Here is a 17,611-nt window from a genome sequence, read left to right as displayed (position 1 = left end):
TTATGGTGACGTGCAGAGTAATTCCTTACGAAGGCGACCAGCTTGCCCTACCCATCAAGCCAGGAAAGGTTAAGCCAGTTGTCTCTCACTGCCTGGTGATTGGCGATCGCCTCGACCCCTACCAAGCTCCAGTGATAGAACGTCTTCCTGTCGGCTATGCCACGCCGCAATCAGTGCGCTTGGTTCGGGGGGTGTCTGTTGATATGTACCCCAAGCGAGTCACATACAACAAGCCAGAATTCAACGCTGATCACAGTTTCGTCTACTGCCTGCCCGAGGAGCAGTCATGGGCAACGGCGGTGCGGTTGCACGGTGAGTTTCAGGCAGCACTGGAGGCGATCGCCAAACATCTCCGCAGCCTCGGAGCCTACTCAACCCGGCTGAAAGAAGCGGGCGGACTGAAGAAGGCTCCTAACCCACTCACGCCGACGGTAATTCTGGCTGAAGACCCGGATTCACCCTCGTGGGGTGTCCCGAACTATCTGGGCTGGTGGGGTGTCTCTAGGGTCGAGCGCTACCCCATCGTCAAACACTCTGCTGTGATGATGCGGCTTCAGCAGGGCACCTATGAGCAGCCTACCAGCCAGCAAGGAAAGTTCTGTTGCCCCGACGACGCGGCGTGGCAACGGCTTCAGCAGTTGCAGGAGCAGGCGATCGCTATCTCAGAGACGATCAGAATCGAGCTTGAAAAACTGGGCACCTACCAGCAGGCAAGGCTGGGAAAAGTGCTTTGGCTGAGCCAGCGAAAGCCCCAGCCTGAATCCGATTTGCAGTTCGTTCCCGTATCTGTTGAGGAGTTGGCAGTAGGCGATCGCATCACCCCGGCGCACCGACCTGGCAGCCGATACGGCAGAGTTACAGGCTTCAGAAAAGACCGCAAAACTCCTGTGCTAGTCACATTTGACGGCGATGTGGCTGAGGGCAATTGGGGTGCTACTGCGCTACTTAAGGTTGTAGACAAGCACACATGCATACAGGCTAATGGGAGTTCCACGACACAAGCGACAACCCGTAGAGACAACACCTCCGGGCGCAAACATTCTCAAATTGGTTCAGAGCAACCCAGGACTGACGACGAAGGCGATCGCCGAGAAACTCCAAATCTCGCAGGGGATGGCGAGAAAGTACCTCTACCGGCTGCAAGCTCGGCGGCTGGTGATGACCAGCAGAGTGATTCCCTATATGTGGCACCCATACCCCCCGAACTGAAAGCGGGTGACTCAATTGAGGCAGAGATTATAGGTTTTGATGCTGAAGGGCTCAGTTGTTGGATTACTGTTCAAGGCGTTGTGCGAGAGCGCAACCGTTATGACCGTGAGGGCATCCCAATTGAACACATCCACTTTGACCGAGAGATCTCAAATGGAGTAAAAGCTTGGGATTGCGTTCACCCAGACCGCATTAAACTAATTCACGAACCAGCCCCTCGCTGTAGCCTTGCTCGCTATCTTTCTCTCAGAGAACCCTTTGAGGAAGAAACGATACCCCCCGAACCAGATCCCTACATTCAACCCATCAAGCCATTTCAAGATGAGTCTTTAACAGTCACATTAGAGCCTGGGGACTGGGTTCAAGTTGTGGCAGATGATGACCTGTATGAAAAGGTTGTCATCGTCTCGCGCATACTCCCAACTTTTGAAGTTGAGATTGTTTATGATGGGCTACACTTTGCCTATCCTCGAAGCTCGCTCCGGCTCCACGCAAGGGCTACAACTGAATCTCTATTTGCCTTAAAGGTTGAAAATGACAAGTTTAGAAAGTCACTAGAAGAGGGGTATTCAAAAGTAAAAAATTCTGATCCCAAACTTGAGAACCAGCGCCGGGATCTGCTAGCCGAGTTGGATAAGGTTCGGCGGGAAGGGGCGATCGCTCCCACGGGCTGTTGGATGGAAAACTACACCACCTACAAAAAACTGGCTTCAGGTGAGAAAAAACCATTTATCTACAAGCGCATCAGGGCTGAGAAAGCCATCTTTGAGAAGGATGGCAAACCCGTTAAGCGCTTGCATTTGGGCACTGAAGCTGACCCTCAATATCAGGAGTGGCAGGAGCGGCTAGAACGTCGCCGTAAGGTAAACGCCCTAGAGCGGAAGATCGACAAAATTGAACGTCAGTTGCAGGCTAAACGGCAACCATAAAGCCGCGCTCGTTCAACCAGAACCGCATGTTTGTCGCCACACAAACCTTGTTGAGCGATTCGATTTCTTCAGGGGTCGGCCGTGCGATGTAAGCGATCGCGTTCCACACGTTTATCAAGTGTGGGAGTCGTTCGGGATGCTTCCCGATCTCCCCTAAAATCCAAATCAGTGTGGAGTTGTAGACAAGCGTAGCTGAGCTGGCTCCAACAATCCTTAGATAGTTGCTGTTCATCAACATGAGATTTTGGAAGTCATCCCACCTCGGCAAGTCTTCAGGCTTTGGCTCTGCGGCTTGCCGTAGTTGCTCTAGCCGAACATCAAACGCTTCCTGATTGTCAAAAACTTCAACTACCTCACTTTCATCCCACTGGTAGGCTTCAGGGTCGCTGACAGGAGAAAGGGTGCCAATCACTTGCCCATTCAGGACTCGAACAATGTGATAACTCATCGTGTCACTACCTTCCAACCGAAGTCGCGGATCGCCCCAGAGGTGTTATAAAGTTCCAAAATCATTGTGAATGCTGCTCTTGCAGGAGGGATAGCTATGACTCCAAAAGGTTCCCCCATGCCCGATGTCCCAACTCTTCCAGCGGAAATGACAGTACGGTTGATTACCTGGCTTCCGTCGATTGTCAGACGGAAGCCAGGTGCAGCACTGTAGATTGCACCTCCAACTAGATCGACGGCTCCCGTCAGCGAGAAAATAGTTCGATATGTTGTGGGCGCAACCGCTGTAACGTGCCCCTCGTGCCAGGTCAAAAAATCGCTGGAGGTGATAGGGGCGATCGCGTCCGACAACGTTGCGAGTGTTCCGTCCTTGTTGGGCAGGGTATTTGTCCGGTTCGCAGTCGGGTTTGCGTTGAGCGACTGCGTGAAGCCGTTGTGATATTGCAGAGATTTGACACCTGCGGTGTTATTGCCAATATGCCAGGACGGGTTGATCGAACCCTCTTCCTCATTGTCGAGTCCTTGGATTCTGACCTGGACTCGACCCATGCCATTACTGACTGTTACCACCGAGCCTAAGCGTTGTTGCAGGGTTGGAAAACTCGGCTTGGTCGTGGTCAAGGCTCCCGCTGTTGTTGAACTGAGGTAAGCGGTGCCTCCCTCGGTCATGCCCAAAGTGTTGACCCCTTCCAGCAATCCCAGAATCATGATCCGCCCAAACCCATTGGCAGCGATCGTCTCAGCCGCCAGTCCTAATGCTGGAGCGGTCGTCAAGGCATTTGCTTGTGCTAGCCCAACCGTTGGGACTCCCCCGCTTGCACCCGTTCTATAGACAGGTTGACCCTTGTTGATAGTTGCAGCGGTTGTGTTGCGAACAATTAATGTAACGTCCCGACCGTCAACGGTGATGAAGCCAGTAGAGTCAATGGTTTTGAGTCGCAGCAAGCCGTTAGACAGTTCAGCAAACTCAACGATGCCACTGGCGGGAGTCGCAGGTTGAACGATCGGCAGATACCTGTAGGAGTCAGCGACAACTGGAGCTAGGGCAGAGTCAGCAGCATTCCGAGCCTCGATCGCGCCACCGTTGCTCTTAACTCTTGCCCCACCAAAGCCTAGCTGTAGGCTATTGGCAAAGATCCCTATCAGGTCGGTAAAGAACATGAGTTACACGCTCACTAGGCTGGGATTGTGTAAGCGACAATCACCCGTGCCGCTCCAGCGGTTGCTCCCCCGGCTGAGTAGGCAATCTCAAGGTTCTCAGGGTTAGCGCTTGGAGCAATGGCGGGGTGAACCACAAACGATGTTCTTGCAGCTGCCTTGAGATCAACTTGAGTCGAAGCAACATACTTGCTAGCGTTGCCGCTGATGCCAACGCTGATTGAAGGGGTGCCGTTGAACGTCACGTCTACAACCGTTTCGACGCTTTGAATAATTGCGTTCGCTGGCAACGTGAACATAGGCACGGTTGCAGCAGAACCAAACGCCAAAGCTGTCGTGTCATTGGCAGTGTTCAAAGCCGTGTTAGCTGCTGAGATGAGTTCAAGCTCAAGCACTCCAGCAGGCGAGCCGGCCTTCTTAGCCAACACCTGTCCGTCAGCTCCTGTCAGTGCTGGAAGGATGACTGTTAAGGCTCCCGTCATACCTGAAGTTGCCCGTTGCAAGGTGAGGCTCCGATCGTTGCCAGCATTAGCTGCGTCACTGTTGATTACAATGCTGTCGCCACTCACTTTGACCTGAGAAGCTGTCAGTTCTGCATCGGCTGTGTCGCCTGAGTTGCGGACAACGACGTTGCCACCGTTGTTTTTGAGCGAGAAACCTGTCAGACCAACTCTGAATAAGGCTTCTGTTGTTCCTACAAAGTCTTGCCAAATTCCCATTGTTAAATCTCCAGAAGAACAAATCCTGAACCTTGATTGCCTTCTCCTGGCGTGATTTCTAGCAGGATGAAGGTTGATGTCATATAAGTGATGCCTGGGCTAGTGGCGTACTCTCCAGCTTGAGACGGAAGGTTTTGATCGGCTCGAATTAGGCGATCGCCCACTTCGCCATCTCCCAATCTCAGCGATGCTCCAACTCCGTCAAATGGAGTCTGAATCACAATTGAAGCTCTGAAGACGGTGCCGTTCCCTTCCACCTCATAAACCGCTTTTGGCGAAGCGTCACCCCAAGAAAATGGGATCTTGATGCTTCCACCCCCCGAACCAGAACGACCGGGCAAGCCTGCATTCACCCTCACCGCAGTTACTTGGCTCGGCTGACTCACCACCGCATTCACGGTGACAGGCTTCACCACTACAGTCGTGGCTTGGCGAATTGAGTAAGTCATGGAGCTATTGCCTCTTCCGGTTCGGGGGGTATCAGAGGCGTTGTCACCTCAGCGCTAACCAGCACCAACCCATTCATAGGGCGTTCAACTTTGGCATTGGGGTAAACCAATTCCACGTCCCAAAAATAGTCTGTGGGCTGTGGTCTGCGCTCCTGCAACTCCTCTTCCGTCAACGATGTGCCGGGAGGCAAGTTGGCAGGTAGGGCGCTGGTTTGTTGATTGGTCAGAGACAGGCTGAATAGCCCCGTGAGCGGGTCTGGGTCGAACCAGGGAGTAAAGATGGCGATCGCCGGAGTACCAGGTTTCCGCTTGATTTGCGAACGGGCAGAGCAGCCAGTTAGATCAGCTACGATTTGTCCGATCGCATTCCTGGAAATCGGTAATAGCAGCCCAGTAATAGGCAATGCTTTAGTGCCGATTGGTGCAGGTGCAGAAAGCTCGGCGATCGCCTCCCCAAACATCAACCGAGTTCCGAGGGGCAGAGCAGCCGTTATAGGTTTCACAAGGGGAATTGAGAGTGAATCTGCTGCGACATCTGTCGCAGCTTTCATTGGCTCTCCTTGAAGCACAGTGATAGTCAGGCTGCAATCTGCGCCCTGCGGAATGAATAGGTTGAGGTTGGCAGGGATCATTTTTGGAGGTTAGGGGTTAGAGGTTGGGGAGGTGCGGCGGGTGCGACGTTGCGTTTGAGGTGCCTCAGTGTCTTCCTCAGCGCTTGCTTCAGTCCCCACCGGATTAGCTGTTTCAGCAGTTGTCTCAACAACTTCCTTGCCAGCATTTTGAGCCACATCATCAGACTGGGCATTGATAGATTCCTCTGCACTTGCTTGAGGCTCACGGCTCCAACCCTGGGCTTCCCAAGCCGGGAAGTCCACCCCATGAACCATGCGAGATTCGCCGCCGCGATAAATGCGAAATGGATCTGCCTGTTTCATGTCAGGACAGCGCTAAAAATGCGCCATAAGTTAGGTTTCCAGGTGCGCCTACTTTGGTGGCGGTAACGCGAATGTAAGCAGCGTTCGGAACCACACTCTCAACAGACGAGCCAGATAAAGCAATCTCAAGACCGGCGATCGCCCCAGTTGTGGCGACAGAGCCAACAGGTTTAAAGCTGACGTTATCGGCAGACGCTTCAACGGCAATATTCCACTGAGCAGTGCCAGCGACATAACCTGTGTGGCTGCCTACATTGACAATGCAGCGATAAGTCATTTGCTTCGTAGCAGGGAAGGCGATCGCCGCCTCCGGTGCAGACGCAGCCAGAGCGACTTTGGAGTAATCCCGCAGCTCCAGCTCCTTATCAAACTGAGCCGAGCGACGGTTCGCAATAGTTGAACGGGACATGAGTTAGGTTCTCCTCGTTAAACGAGTTTTCAAGAGGTCAAAAGAGGTGTGAAGAGGTCAGTCGAGGTGGGACGAGGCAAAACCTCTTACGCCACAACAGGAGCGTTCTTGATACCGCGCAAACGGGCAACAGAGCGTCCGTGCTTAACGGTGATCGCGTTATCCCACTCCACGCGAGTTCTGAAAGCGGGCTTCTCTTGCAGTTCGCCCATGTCCTTCACTTGAATGCCGTAGCGCCCGTTGACCTTGCCCTGAATGCCAGAAACCATCATTTCGCCAAAGCTGAGGCAATAGATTGAGCTGCAATCTAGAGCGCTGCTGTCACCGCTAGCCTCGTTCCAAGGCATGATGTCCGCGCCGGTGTTGTCATAGTCTAGAATTAGGATTCGCAAACCCTGGTAGTACATGACTTTTTGACCAAACTGATTTTGCTCGTAATTGATGTGTCCACTCACCTGTGGGTCACGAGCCGCAGCCGTCAGCAATCGGCGCATAGACTTGCTCATTGCCAGGTGCGTTGCTCCGTCAACCTGATCAATGACCTCATCTAGTTTGATGAGGCTCAGCGGGCCACCAGCGGCAGTATTCTCAATTAACTGAGAACCCGTTACCCGAACCTGCAAACCATCGAATACACGAGGATTGGTGCGGGAGTCGCCTTTGATAAAGTTGCGTGTCCATGCTAGTGCAAGTGCTTTCACCTTCATCAATTCGTGAGAAGCACGGGCCGCCTCACCTTGCTGGTCAACGATCGCTCGGTCAACATCCAGTTCACCACCAGCGTGCTTCAGTGCTTCAGACTGAGGGTTGATAATGCCATTGCTAGATTCATAGCCTTCGTTGATGCCCCGGAAACCAATTCCAGGCAACGTATCTTCGCGGTTATAGTGTTCACCGCTACCATCGATGTCTCGGAAAGGGATCTCTTGAAGAATGTCTGAGGAAGCGGCGTACTCCTCAATAATGGTTCCGGTTTCTAGATCAGGGGCTACCTTAGCAGCCTCCAAAAGGGTCATTGCCATCGGTTAATCACCTAAAAATTCTGTTGGTTGGTTTGCTGTCCTTCGTTGGCTGCATCCCGCACGCCAGAAGGGTTTTGCTCGATGGCATCCCGCCGCTCAGAGCTTTTCTGCCGTAAAGTTCCCACGCGAAATGAAGGAGGATGAAGGGTTAATCCAGCCCTCATCCCTACGCCGCCCGTCTTGCCGCAGCCAAACGCTCAGCTCTGGGCAACTTGCTCAAGTCCTGTTGGCTGAGGTTGCCGAGGTTATGGCTTTGCTGCATTCCACCACCGCGTGAATCGTTTTGGCGCTCGAAGTAATGTCCTAAAACAGGGTGCTTCGTTAGAGTCTCGAAGTACTCAACCGCACTCATTGGTTTGGTTGCATCTTTGGCGCTAAAGCGTCGTGTACCATTCGCGTCGATGACTTCTAACTGTTTGCCATTAAGGCGCAATGAAATGCCTGCAACTGCCAAGAAACTATCGAAGAAGGTGATTCCGTCTTCCCCAGCGCCTACGCGCCCTTTAACTGCCTGATACGCCTTCTCTGCCTCGGTGCGCTTCAGCAGGTCTAGATACTGCGTCTCAAAACCTTTGGACTTGGTTTGCTCAGCTTCAACCTTCTTTGTCCACTCAGTCTCAAGCCCAGTGCGAATCTCAACTTCCCGCTGATTCCACTTCTCTGCTTCAGCTTGCAACGTCTCAAATTGCTTATATTTCTCTGGGTCAATACCCTTCACTGACTCTTGAAGCTGTTTAAACTGCTTCTCCAGATCACCGGCCCGTTTGCGTTCACCTGCCAAAGCATTCTTTAATCCAGTGACATCCTCACCACCGCTGCCGCCAGTGCCACCGTTGTTATCACCCCCCGAACTGTCACCTGTGCCGCCAGTGCCGCCTGCGTCACCGTCACCTGTGCCTTCTGGAGCTAGGGAGAAGTGAACTTGAGCCAAACCAGGAATTAGAGGATTTTTGAATTTGTACTTCATTGGGCATCCCGCCGTAAAGAGGTTGCCCTGTTGTTCCCACGACAAGTTAGCTCGGCATTTCATCGGCGTGGGCGATCGAACTGCCTTTAGTGATGAATATCTGCATCTGAGTACCAATGGCGATCGCTCCACTCGTAATCAGCCGCGCCGAAATGGTGTTGCCTCCCGGCAGTGTCACCAAAACTGAACTTGAATCTGCGTCATAGCCAGTGCAAATGCCACTCAACACTGATTGAGAGTCACTAGAATTTTCCCCAGCTTGAACCCTAGAGTAATAAGCCGAATTGAGCCTACTCAACCGCTGTTGCAATAGCTGTCTACCGTTCAACTCCCTCATCGTTCAACCCGCCTTTGATACTGTGTAGGGCAAATGTAAAGCGGTACGGCTGCACTGTTTTGCAACGAGTAGAGTTTGACTGGAGGGATGGTTTGAGGTGGAATAGGCGTAACCTGACAGCGATCGCCTCCTGGAGTAATTGTTTGTCGAAGAATTGGGACCATCAAGTCTGTAGTCTTCAAGTCCCCTTCGACCTCGGTAAAGTCAGCCTCTAGCCTGGTTCGCTGAAGCAAGTTAACCTTGCCGTTTTCTCTCAGTTGATCAATACAAATATCTCCGGTGGAAGGTGGCTTGTAGTCAAGCACAGCAAGCGATCGCCGCCAATCTTGACGTGTAGGTTGACCCAGTTCAACCACGCGATCGCCCAATATTGCAAACATCAATAAGTTTGCATAGCCTGCTGCTTTCAGGTCATAGGCGATAGTGACATAAACATTTCGCCCAGCAGCGCTCATGTAGACTCGGCGGCTATAAACTTCCCTTGCAGTAGCCCTTAGAGAGCCACCGCCACTGCCGCTGAAATCAGCTCTATAAACCCGATCATCATCAGTCGCAAATCCACGCCCACTGATGCTTGCTTGATAATGAATTTGGGCTGGCCGCTCGTAATTGATACCAGCTTCGCTAATGTCGTTCCTACCTTCACTAACCGAATCGGTGTTTGAAAGTGGAAAAGATTGACCTGGAGTGAAATTAACAGTAGGTGGCACGGCAAAAGTCCCGGGAAGATTTGTCTTGTTAAAGCCGTCCCCAGCTCCTGATGGAACAAAAAATTGAAATCGCCCTACCGCAAATGTCTGCCCAAAACCCAGTGACCCAAATAGATTTCCGTTGGGTATAAATGGCTGGTTGCTAGGATAAGTTACGTTTCCGGTAACTGACGATCCCCCTGCTTGACCGAAAGCTTGAACGTTTTGATAGAACATTCCTTCAGTTGCTAAAGACAAAGTTCCTTCAGTTTGACCACTTCTAGCCAGGCTCCCTGAAAAGGAACCGCTCAGTTCAAACTCAGGACCATATTTTGGAATTGTTGCAACCTTGATTGGAGTAGAGCGATCGCCTCCTACCCAATACTCAACGCTATTCCCAATATCAACCAGAAACAGCACTGGAATTGCGGTAACAGTTTGCGTCCGGAATTGTTCCTCAGAGCCACGCTGAGAAGGCATCTGATCGACTCTAAGGATCTGCCCTGATTGTCTGCCAACAACTGTGCTGCCAGTGGCGATCGCCCCACTGGTGATAGTCCTAGCAGTTAGCACCTCACCACCTAGCGGCTGCACCAATGCCGTTCCAGAATCTGCATCAAAGCCCTGGCTTACCATTGGGCGAGGCATTCGGTCAGCATTTAGCTGCTCTTGCAGCACAGATTCATTCAGGCTGGCATTCTGCTTCGCCTGCCTGCTTCTCAAAAGATCTTGCAAGTCATCAGACACCGTTCACATTGCCAGGGCTAACGTAGGCCCAATTAATCTCAATTGGGTAGGTTGCATCCTGCCCAATTAGCTGAGTCTGAAAGTTTGCAAAAAACACAGGATTGCCGCCACACAAGCGCAGATGGATTGAGCCCGAACCAGTATTAACAAAATTCACAATGTTGAGCAGCTCTGGTTCGGTGTAAAGCTCAACGGTATTGACATCAATGGCTTTGACGTAATAAATGACGTTTGCCACAGCGCCCGAAGGCAAGCCGCTCGTCGAGGTAATTGCCACCTCGTTGCCGCTAAGCAGTCCGTGTGCGGTAATAGTGAGGCGATCGGTTGCAGTATTAATCGATTCAACCAGCTTAGAGCTTTGAGCTGTGGAATCTGCCCACAGCACCGCAGCACTCCACTGCAGCGACACTCCAGCGGCAGTGTAATCCACCCTCACCACCGGAAACTCATAACGCTTTTGCGTAGTGTCGTAGCTGCCTTTTGCAGGCTGGTAGCTCTTGCGCGAATAGCCATTCTGCTGGAGTAACTCAGCCGAGGCGATCGCCGCTTTGTTCGTCTCCGAAGTCACTGTGATTCCATTGCACAGCAACAAGCGGAACTTTGAGGGATCTGGAGGCGTTGCACCTCGCACGTCTACCTCTGCCCGCCTCCCCGTCCAGATTACGTGTTCGTTCCAATTAGCCACAGCATTATCCAGAAAATCTGGCGTAAAGTTCCCTCTAGTAGCCCTAGTAGCAACTAAAGACTTGGTTAAGGTCAGATCTGATTGCTTCCCGCTCAACGCTTGATAAGGAGGTTCGGTGGCAGACAAATGCTCCCAGGTTGCCAAAGAAGCCTAAACCAAATGTCAACTGTTGTTGTCGGCTGAGTATTGTTTTGGCGGGAGTAGAGGCGATCGCCCCATCATTGACTTGCAGGTAAGCGGTGCCTGCTTCCTGCCAGAAGGACACTAGGATGGCTGTGTCAGAAGCGACTGGGACAGAAACAAGAACCTCTGAGTTGTCAGATGCTTGGTAATACCCTTGAATCTCATAACTTTCGATTTCGTAGTTGTATTGAACCTCTATGCGCCAATAAAAAGCATCAACTGGGTAGGAGTTACTGTTTCCCATGTCCCCGTAGCCATCAATAGAATCCACGCTGATTACGAGGAAGCTACAGAATTGGTCGGCTGCAATAAAATTGGCAAGGCGATCGCTGTAAAGGTAGTCGCTGTACTCGTCCGCATTGCTGAATCGGAGTGCAGGCTGACCGTTAAGGGCATTGCCAACCACCAGCGGAATAGAAGTTGCGTCCTGCGGTGTGCCGTATTGGTCTACAGAAACCAACGGGTTAACAGTTCCACCTTGGTTACTCCATCTCACTAATCTGCCGTTCAGGTCAGCTTCAACGCCCAGTGTGCTGATGAAGTAGCAGGCTAGAGAACCAGGATCTTCAATTGAATATAGGTTAATTAGTTCATCTCTGACTGCTACTCTCGCAGCTTCGGATAGTGACAGTTTGTAAGTTAGTACGGCTCCCAGATACCCGTTGAAGGCGTTGCCAAATCGGTTGCCAATGTCTAGCCGATAGTTTGTCAAGGAATTGGAGGCTGAAATGTCTGAGGCAGGGACAGAGATAATTGCTCCGTCATTGACTTGCAGGTAAGCGGTGCCTGCTTCCTGCCAGTAGCAAACAACAATTGGAGTGTTGTAGTTGATTTTTGCAGCGACAGCTACCCAGTTGTTCCCGTTCTGAGTTGCGTGAGCGCCAATTACCTCAAGGTCTCCCTCAATTGAAGTTCGAGCGAAGATACCCCAAGCTGCGTCAGCAGAAACAATTGAGTCGGACTGGCTAACAAACTCTTCATAGTAAGCATCTGTCATTTGAACTACTACAAAGGCAGCAAAGCTTGAGGGGGAGACGAAAGCTGGCAAACGCCTGTCATCTCTATCTTCTAGGGTCTCACCAGAGTAGTCTCCATAGAACCTAATGGCGGGCTTGCCGTTGAGCTTACCTAAAGCGTATTCAGGGTTGAAGTCTCCAAATTCGGAGCCAACAACCGCAGTTGTTAAGGGTGATTGATCCTGCCAAGTCAAAATTCTGTTCTCGATTGCATTTTCGTTGTTATTAATCACAACGCCTGAATCGCTGAGTAGGTAACGGGTTAGGTCTCCGTTAACAATGCTTGAAGCAACTGGGGTGATCTCTCCACATGCACCCGATGCACCAAACAGCAACAGCACAGGCTCAATGCTGCCACTTGACCCAGCCGCACCATCTAGCCGCAGAATTGGCAACAGTGGTTTAATGTCTCCCCCCGAACCAGATGCACCCTGAATGCTTGCAGGCGCAATATCTAGCGGGTAGGGATAAGCTTTAATGCTACCCCCCGAACCAGACGCACCATTGATCCGCAGCACAGGATAATAGGGTGGTTCGATGTACTCGACTTCCTTCACGGGAATGGCTGGACGATCTGGGTTTTCAGAAGCATCTGGATTATCTTCAATCAGCGTTTGCCCTGGCTGAATCACTGCCCCTGCCGGGAAAAGTCCTTTCCTGATTGTGCCTAGCCAAATTCCGGATGCCCCAACGTACATTTGGCGTTGGTTGAAGGCGATCGCCATCCCATTTGCCAAAAAAGATTGCTTAGCATTATTGGGTTCTGTGAAGTCAACTCTGAGCAATGGTTCTGGGTCATTGAGCCATTGGTCAGTTGGCTCAATTTGCCACATTTGCCCTAGTCTTCTGCCAATCAATATCCTTCCTAACAGTTGAGCAATATCCTCCAAATCCGCAGATGAACCGCAATAGGGAATATCGTATTGCCGCTCCCGCTCCTGATATTCCGACCCAGCATAAGGCTCAAACTTTGCCTCACCTTCTAACTGAAGTTCCTCAACACTGTGAGTAGGCTTACGTCGGTCTGGAGCTGGCGGCTGGGTTTGTCCTGAGTTGCTGTTTTGAGAAGTTTTGCCCGTTTGAACTAACCCAATCTTGGATTCAACAGGTGCTTCAAAATCGTTATTTTGAAATATTGTGAGGACTTCAGGAAATGCTCTTCCAACCGATTCATAAGTTAGTTTTTTGTACTGCCACTCGCGCTCATTCAACTGCTTCCAGGTTTCTCGCTCCAATTTGGAGTTGACCAGGGACAGCGGGTTAGTCCACTCTTCCGTTGGAATAATTCCAGCGCAAGTTTCCTGAGTAGTGGTTGTGATCGCCTGTGTCACCTCATTCTCGTAGTCATAGGTGACCTCGTTGCCCTCGGCTTCAATCACCGCAAACTTAACGTTTTGCTGGTCTATTGGTAGGTTTGCAACATACTCCCTGGCAACGACACCAAAAGGACGTTCAACAGTTGACACAATCCGTGACAACTTCCCTTCCCGTCCTGTTTCGTAAATATATTTTTCGAGCGTGACAGACGAGAGATATAAGCTGAGACGACCTGTTTCCTGCTCTGGAAATAACAGACCAACAGGTTCATATCGAGTAGTTAGAACTGTTCGCTGATTGCGTTTCCAAGACTCACGAATAGTCTCTTGCAGTAGAACTGCAATTCCGCCAACTTCTGGATCTACAACAACTGCCGGACCAAACTCCTCATTAAATTGAAAGCTCTCTTCGTCATCTTCTGAAGTCTTCTGAACTTTATATCCAGTTCCGACGCAGCGCACAATTTCAGCAGGTGTCTCCTGCCCTTCCAATGGCTCGTAAATTAACTCTGAGCCGTTATCCCTACCAATTTGAAGTGAAGTGAAGGAAGGCAGATCCAAAGTGATTCTAGATGCTCTCACCTGCCCATTGCGATTACACCAGAGGTAATGCTGCACGGCAAAAGCTATCTTCCCAGCCTGTTGAAGATAGCTCTCGTTGCTAAGTTTCTGTGGTGGATAGCTCAGCGACCCTGGCACGGTTCCCAGCAGTGTTCCAGCTCCGGCTTTAGCTAGCAAGCGATCAATAATCGTAGCGCGGCTGGTGTTGTTGCCGATCTTGATTCCACTCTCATCGCCCGGAGGCTGACGAAAGGACAGCAGCGCAATCTTATCTCCCACTGGAATGTCTAAATTAGGTATGGTTCGGGGGGAAGGTGGCAGTGGTTCTTTCAGGATGTGCAGGGTTTTGTATTTGATCAGTTCTCCTGATTGGTTTGCTAGCCAGATCACTACCCTGTTACCCCTTGCCCATCGTTGTCGGTTGGTTCGGGGATTGGTGTCAATATTGCTGCCAATAGGAAACCCCTGCATGATCAGGTTTCCAGAGAAACTAATTAGCCCGGATTGGTCCAACGGGTTGTAACCGCCGTCAAACGAAATTAGCAGCGGCGACACGTCTAATCCGTTGCTCTCAGACTCGCCTGGAGCAATAATTACAACTTTAAAGCGGCGACTGGAAACGTTGATAGACAAAGCAATTCAGCAGGGTTAAGACTGCTGTAAGGTTCCCTTGTTGAGTAAGGGGCGATCGCTCCGAGACACCCGCTCACTACAAAACTCACCCGCATCAGCTCACAATTAAGCTCTGACCTTGCCCATTTCCGTCAGTTGTAGTGCCACTTTGATCCATCCCCTCACCTGCACTTTGCGAGGTGGAGCCGTAAACCAAGCGTCAAACTGAGCAAAATAACTGGTCATGCCGCCGCTGATGTTCTCCTCTGTGCCTGGGGCGATCGCTCTGGTTCGGGGGGTAGGTTCGTGATACAGATCAACTTCGTCCACCAACCGAATCTTGCTCTTGCCGCCCAGTAAGAAGGCGCTATACATCCTGGAGATTTGGTCAGCTACATCTGGCTCACACAGCAGCGCCAAATTCCAGATATGTGTGTACTCGTAGCTGGCTCCGTCGCCCGCGGCAGTACCGTAAGCACTAAAACTAACCCCAGGCGATTCCATGTACTCACGAGGGTAAGTGCCTTCCACAAAGCGGCAGTTATAGTCGCCTAGCTTAATGGCAAAGTCGCCTAGCGTCAGGGTAATTGATCTGCCAAATTCGTTAACCATGTAAATCCTGCCAATTCTGGAGTTACTGTTCCCTGCCTGCCAGTAACCCCTCCAAACATGCCCTGCCAGTCATTACCCGCTGTGCCTGTGCCAAAGCTGATCATCCTCACAGCTTGCGGGAACTCTCAGATGGTGTTTCTGAGTGTCTTCTGTAGCAACTAGCGTTGAAGAAGTGGGACTAAATTAAATTCCGCACGCTTCCAACATATACTCCCTGGATGTCTATTTCTTCAACGTTGACATCTATAGGCAAAAAACTAGAGTTTGCAGGTTCAAGTCTGATAGTCTTCTCGTCTATGCGCTGCAAGTATTTGAGCGTTGTTTTGCCTCTAACCATTGCTGCCACAATCGTGCCGTTCTTAATAGCTTTTGGATCATCAGGTCGCTTCAAAATTACTACATCACCAGAGGCAATTAAAGCGCCGACCATGCTATCTCCTCGAACACGAACAGCAAAATGCTTTGACCTCTCATGACTAGACGTTTTTGCTGCAAGAAAAGCTTCTGGAACGTGTTCAACTTCGCCATCAACAAATGTTTCAACTAACCCGCCAGCAGCTATTACTCCCAGAATAGGAATGCCTTTTGGTACAGATATCCGCTCTTGTACAAGCCGAATGTTGCGAGAACGACCATAACTAGACCGCTCAATATATCCCTTCAATTCCAATGCGTCTAATCGGCTCTGGATGGGAGCAGGAGATTTCAGCCCCATTGCCTCCTGCATTTCTCGAATCGTTGGAGGGCATTGGTTTTGTTCAAAATAGCTAACCAACCAGTCGTAAAGCTGTTGTTGAACAGGAGTAAGAGCTTGCATAACGGATTAGTTAGGACGTTTGTACTAAATATACTGTTCTAACCTCGTCCTGAGCAAACTTTAAGTCAGGCGATCGCCTCCTGCTGGGTTTGACGCAATTTACGTCTGCTGCTGTGTTGAAGCAACTGCCTAATGAGATGAACTTGATGTTAAACCTCGAAAATACTCAAACCTTCTAGCTAGTCCCAAGTAGGCTTGAATTTCATCTGTCCTCATTTCTTTAAGGTGCCGCTTGTGATGAAACAGGATGAAATTCCGAATGTAGTTAACGTAAGATTCCTTAGTCTTCAAGCTGAAATGCTTAAGATAGTTAGCTGGCATAAAACATACTCAGCTCTTAGCATAGTGTTGAAGCATATCTGTGATGTCCAAGAGCTCATGCAAGCAAACGTCGTTTTTACTCCAGGTTTTCTGCCGGAATACACTTACAATGATCGAGAACAGCTTAAGCTTGAACAACGCCTCTCAGAGGCTATTGCAACACGAGGTTTTATTTGCTCTGTTTCTGGACCATCCAAAAGCGGTAAAACTGTCCTCTGTGAAAGTGTAATAGGCAAGGAAAAAATGCTCCTTGTCACTGGAGGCGGCATCAGTGAAGAATCAATCTTTTGGCAAAAAGTTCGTAAAAAGCTACAACTACCCTTATCCAAATCTATTTCTACGCAAGCTACTCGTGCTTCACAACTTACGGGCAAATCCGAAGCTGGATTGCAAATACCTATGCTATTCAATGCAAAAGGAGGAGTCGATGGAAGCCTGTCTACAGGGCAATCTCAAGGCGAAACTAGTCAATATGATGGACCTGACGGCACTGAATTACTTGAATTCATAGGGCAGAATGGATACACGCTTGTTGTTGACGACTTTCACTATATTAATAAAGCTGTACAGCAATCACTTGCAGAACAGTTCAAAGAAGCAGCGAGACTTGGTACAGCAATTGTAGTTGTATCAGTAACACATCGTAGTGATGATGCAATTCGGGCAAACCCAGATTTGCGCGGGCGAGTGTCTTGCATAGACATTCCCTATTGGGAGAAGTCAGAGTTACGAGTTATTGCCGACAAAGGTTTTCCCCTGCTCAAACTTCAGCCTGAGCCAGCACTTATTGATAGATTTGTGTCTGAAAGCGTATCATCGCCACAGCTGATGCAAGCTATATGTTTACAATTTTGTCGAGATATAGGGTGTAGTGAAACCCAGCCAAACATTGCTCCTATTGATTTGAATCAGGAACAAGTAGGAGTACTTCTTCGCAACACAACCTCACTAGCAAATTGCAAAACTGCATTTGACATTATCGTCACAGGACCAAAACCGCGCGGAACTGAACGAAAAATTCATTACCTGAATGATGGAAAATCTGGTGACGTTTACTATGTCATACTAAAAGCCCTTGCATGTGAAGATCCAGTTTTGACGCTCTCTTATGCAACTATTAAAGATCGTATTGAAAGTTTAGTTCCAAACGATCCGCCTCGTGGTGTTGGTATAGTACAAGCTCTTCAACAGATGGGCAAAGCTGTTGAAGAGAAACTTGGTGAAGATAGAGTTTTAGAATGGGACGATGAGAAAGAGTTTCTTAACGTTCCAGATCCATATTTCATCTATTATCTCCGGTGGGCTAATTGGTAACATACTAAGGAAGCCAGCTAACAACCGTGTTGGAGCAGATTTAAGAAAGATCAAGGTTTAGTTCAATAGTTACTAGCAACCGCCCAACGCAACTGTTCTAGAAGATGTTTAACTTGTGGTTCTTGCTCTTCATCAAGGAAAGTTGCTGAAGTAAGTT

General features: G+C 50.0%; 19 protein-coding genes. 2 read left to right on the top strand and 17 right to left on the bottom strand.

Features of this window, described 5'->3' with window-relative positions; all coding sequences use genetic code 11:
- The first annotated feature begins 2 nt into the window (after positions 1-2).
- A complete protein-coding gene (locus H6G00_RS35080) occupies positions 3-2,138 on the top strand; it encodes a hypothetical protein (protein WP_242042077.1) in 2,136 nt (711 codons plus the stop codon).
- Here H6G00_RS35080 and H6G00_RS00805 read toward each other — a convergent pair.
- From H6G00_RS00805 to H6G00_RS00725, 17 genes are all read right to left on the bottom strand, one after another.
- Positions 2,122-2,586, bottom strand: coding sequence for a hypothetical protein (locus H6G00_RS00805; RefSeq protein ID WP_190795194.1), 465 nt, complete (start codon positions 2,584-2,586; stop codon positions 2,122-2,124). The two genes, H6G00_RS35080 and H6G00_RS00805, sit on opposite strands and share 17 nt — an antisense overlap.
- Positions 2,583-3,746 (bottom strand): hypothetical protein, encoded by a 1,164-nt coding sequence (locus tag H6G00_RS00800; RefSeq protein WP_190795193.1) that lies wholly within the window; start codon positions 3,744-3,746, stop codon positions 2,583-2,585. Before H6G00_RS00800 ends, H6G00_RS00805 begins: the two co-directional genes overlap by 4 nt.
- Before the next feature lie 14 nt (positions 3,747-3,760).
- The gene (locus H6G00_RS00795) at positions 3,761-4,462 is read right to left on the bottom strand and encodes a hypothetical protein (RefSeq protein ID WP_190795192.1); all 702 of its coding nucleotides are present in this window, start codon (positions 4,460-4,462) and stop codon (positions 3,761-3,763) included.
- Between the two features lie 2 nt (positions 4,463-4,464).
- Positions 4,465-4,911, bottom strand: a complete 447-nt coding sequence (locus H6G00_RS00790; RefSeq protein ID WP_190795191.1) for a hypothetical protein — start codon at positions 4,909-4,911, stop codon at positions 4,465-4,467.
- A complete protein-coding gene (locus H6G00_RS00785; RefSeq protein ID WP_190795190.1) occupies positions 4,908-5,543 on the bottom strand; it encodes a hypothetical protein in 636 nt (211 codons plus the stop codon). Before H6G00_RS00785 ends, H6G00_RS00790 begins: the two co-directional genes overlap by 4 nt.
- A 9-nt stretch (positions 5,544-5,552) precedes the next feature.
- Complete coding sequence (locus H6G00_RS00780; RefSeq protein WP_190795189.1) at positions 5,553-5,846, bottom strand: hypothetical protein; 294 nt, start codon at positions 5,844-5,846, stop codon at positions 5,553-5,555.
- Position 5,847: 1 nt separating this feature from the next.
- Entirely contained in the window at positions 5,848-6,255 is a 408-nt protein-coding gene (locus tag H6G00_RS00775) for a hypothetical protein (RefSeq protein ID WP_190795188.1), read from the bottom strand.
- Positions 6,256-6,341: 86 nt separating this feature from the next.
- A complete protein-coding gene (locus H6G00_RS00770; protein ID WP_190795187.1) occupies positions 6,342-7,277 on the bottom strand; it encodes a major capsid protein in 936 nt (311 codons plus the stop codon).
- 11 nt (positions 7,278-7,288) lie between these two features.
- Positions 7,289-7,441: a hypothetical protein gene (locus H6G00_RS00765; RefSeq protein ID WP_190795186.1), complete on the bottom strand. Its 153-nt coding sequence runs from the start codon at positions 7,439-7,441 to the stop codon at positions 7,289-7,291.
- A gap of 2 nt (positions 7,442-7,443) precedes the next feature.
- The gene (locus H6G00_RS00760) at positions 7,444-8,244 is read right to left on the bottom strand and encodes a hypothetical protein (RefSeq protein ID WP_190795185.1); all 801 of its coding nucleotides are present in this window, start codon (positions 8,242-8,244) and stop codon (positions 7,444-7,446) included.
- A 46-nt stretch (positions 8,245-8,290) separates the two neighbouring features.
- A complete protein-coding gene (locus tag H6G00_RS00755; protein WP_190795184.1) occupies positions 8,291-8,581 on the bottom strand; it encodes a hypothetical protein in 291 nt (96 codons plus the stop codon).
- Positions 8,578-10,017, bottom strand: coding sequence for a hypothetical protein (locus H6G00_RS00750; protein ID WP_190795183.1), 1,440 nt, complete (start codon positions 10,015-10,017; stop codon positions 8,578-8,580). Before H6G00_RS00750 ends, H6G00_RS00755 begins: the two co-directional genes overlap by 4 nt.
- Complete coding sequence (locus H6G00_RS00745) at positions 10,010-10,702, bottom strand: hypothetical protein (protein WP_190795182.1); 693 nt, start codon at positions 10,700-10,702, stop codon at positions 10,010-10,012. Before H6G00_RS00745 ends, H6G00_RS00750 begins: the two co-directional genes overlap by 8 nt.
- A gap of 43 nt (positions 10,703-10,745) precedes the next feature.
- The gene (locus tag H6G00_RS00740; RefSeq protein WP_190795181.1) at positions 10,746-14,411 is read right to left on the bottom strand and encodes a hypothetical protein; all 3,666 of its coding nucleotides are present in this window, start codon (positions 14,409-14,411) and stop codon (positions 10,746-10,748) included.
- Between the two features lie 105 nt (positions 14,412-14,516).
- The gene (locus tag H6G00_RS00735) at positions 14,517-15,002 is read right to left on the bottom strand and encodes a hypothetical protein (protein ID WP_190795180.1); all 486 of its coding nucleotides are present in this window, start codon (positions 15,000-15,002) and stop codon (positions 14,517-14,519) included.
- 178 nt (positions 15,003-15,180) lie between these two features.
- On the bottom strand, positions 15,181-15,819 hold the full coding sequence (gene lexA / locus H6G00_RS00730; RefSeq protein WP_190795179.1) for a transcriptional repressor LexA: 639 nt from the start codon (positions 15,817-15,819) through the stop codon (positions 15,181-15,183).
- A 129-nt stretch (positions 15,820-15,948) separates the two neighbouring features.
- Complete coding sequence (locus H6G00_RS00725) at positions 15,949-16,140, bottom strand: phage integrase N-terminal SAM-like domain-containing protein (RefSeq protein WP_190795178.1); 192 nt, start codon at positions 16,138-16,140, stop codon at positions 15,949-15,951.
- Between H6G00_RS00725 and H6G00_RS00720 the strand changes: the two genes are divergently transcribed.
- Positions 16,057-17,454 (top strand): hypothetical protein, encoded by a 1,398-nt coding sequence (locus H6G00_RS00720; RefSeq protein ID WP_190795293.1) that lies wholly within the window; start codon positions 16,057-16,059, stop codon positions 17,452-17,454. The genes H6G00_RS00725 and H6G00_RS00720 overlap by 84 nt on opposite strands.
- The last annotated feature ends 157 nt before the right edge of the window (positions 17,455-17,611 follow it).

The organism is Leptolyngbya sp. FACHB-541 (assembly GCF_014695875.1).
Classification (GTDB): domain Bacteria; phylum Cyanobacteriota; class Cyanobacteriia; order Elainellales; family Elainellaceae; genus JAAUTN01.
This window is presented reverse-complemented; position numbering and strand designations above follow the sequence as displayed.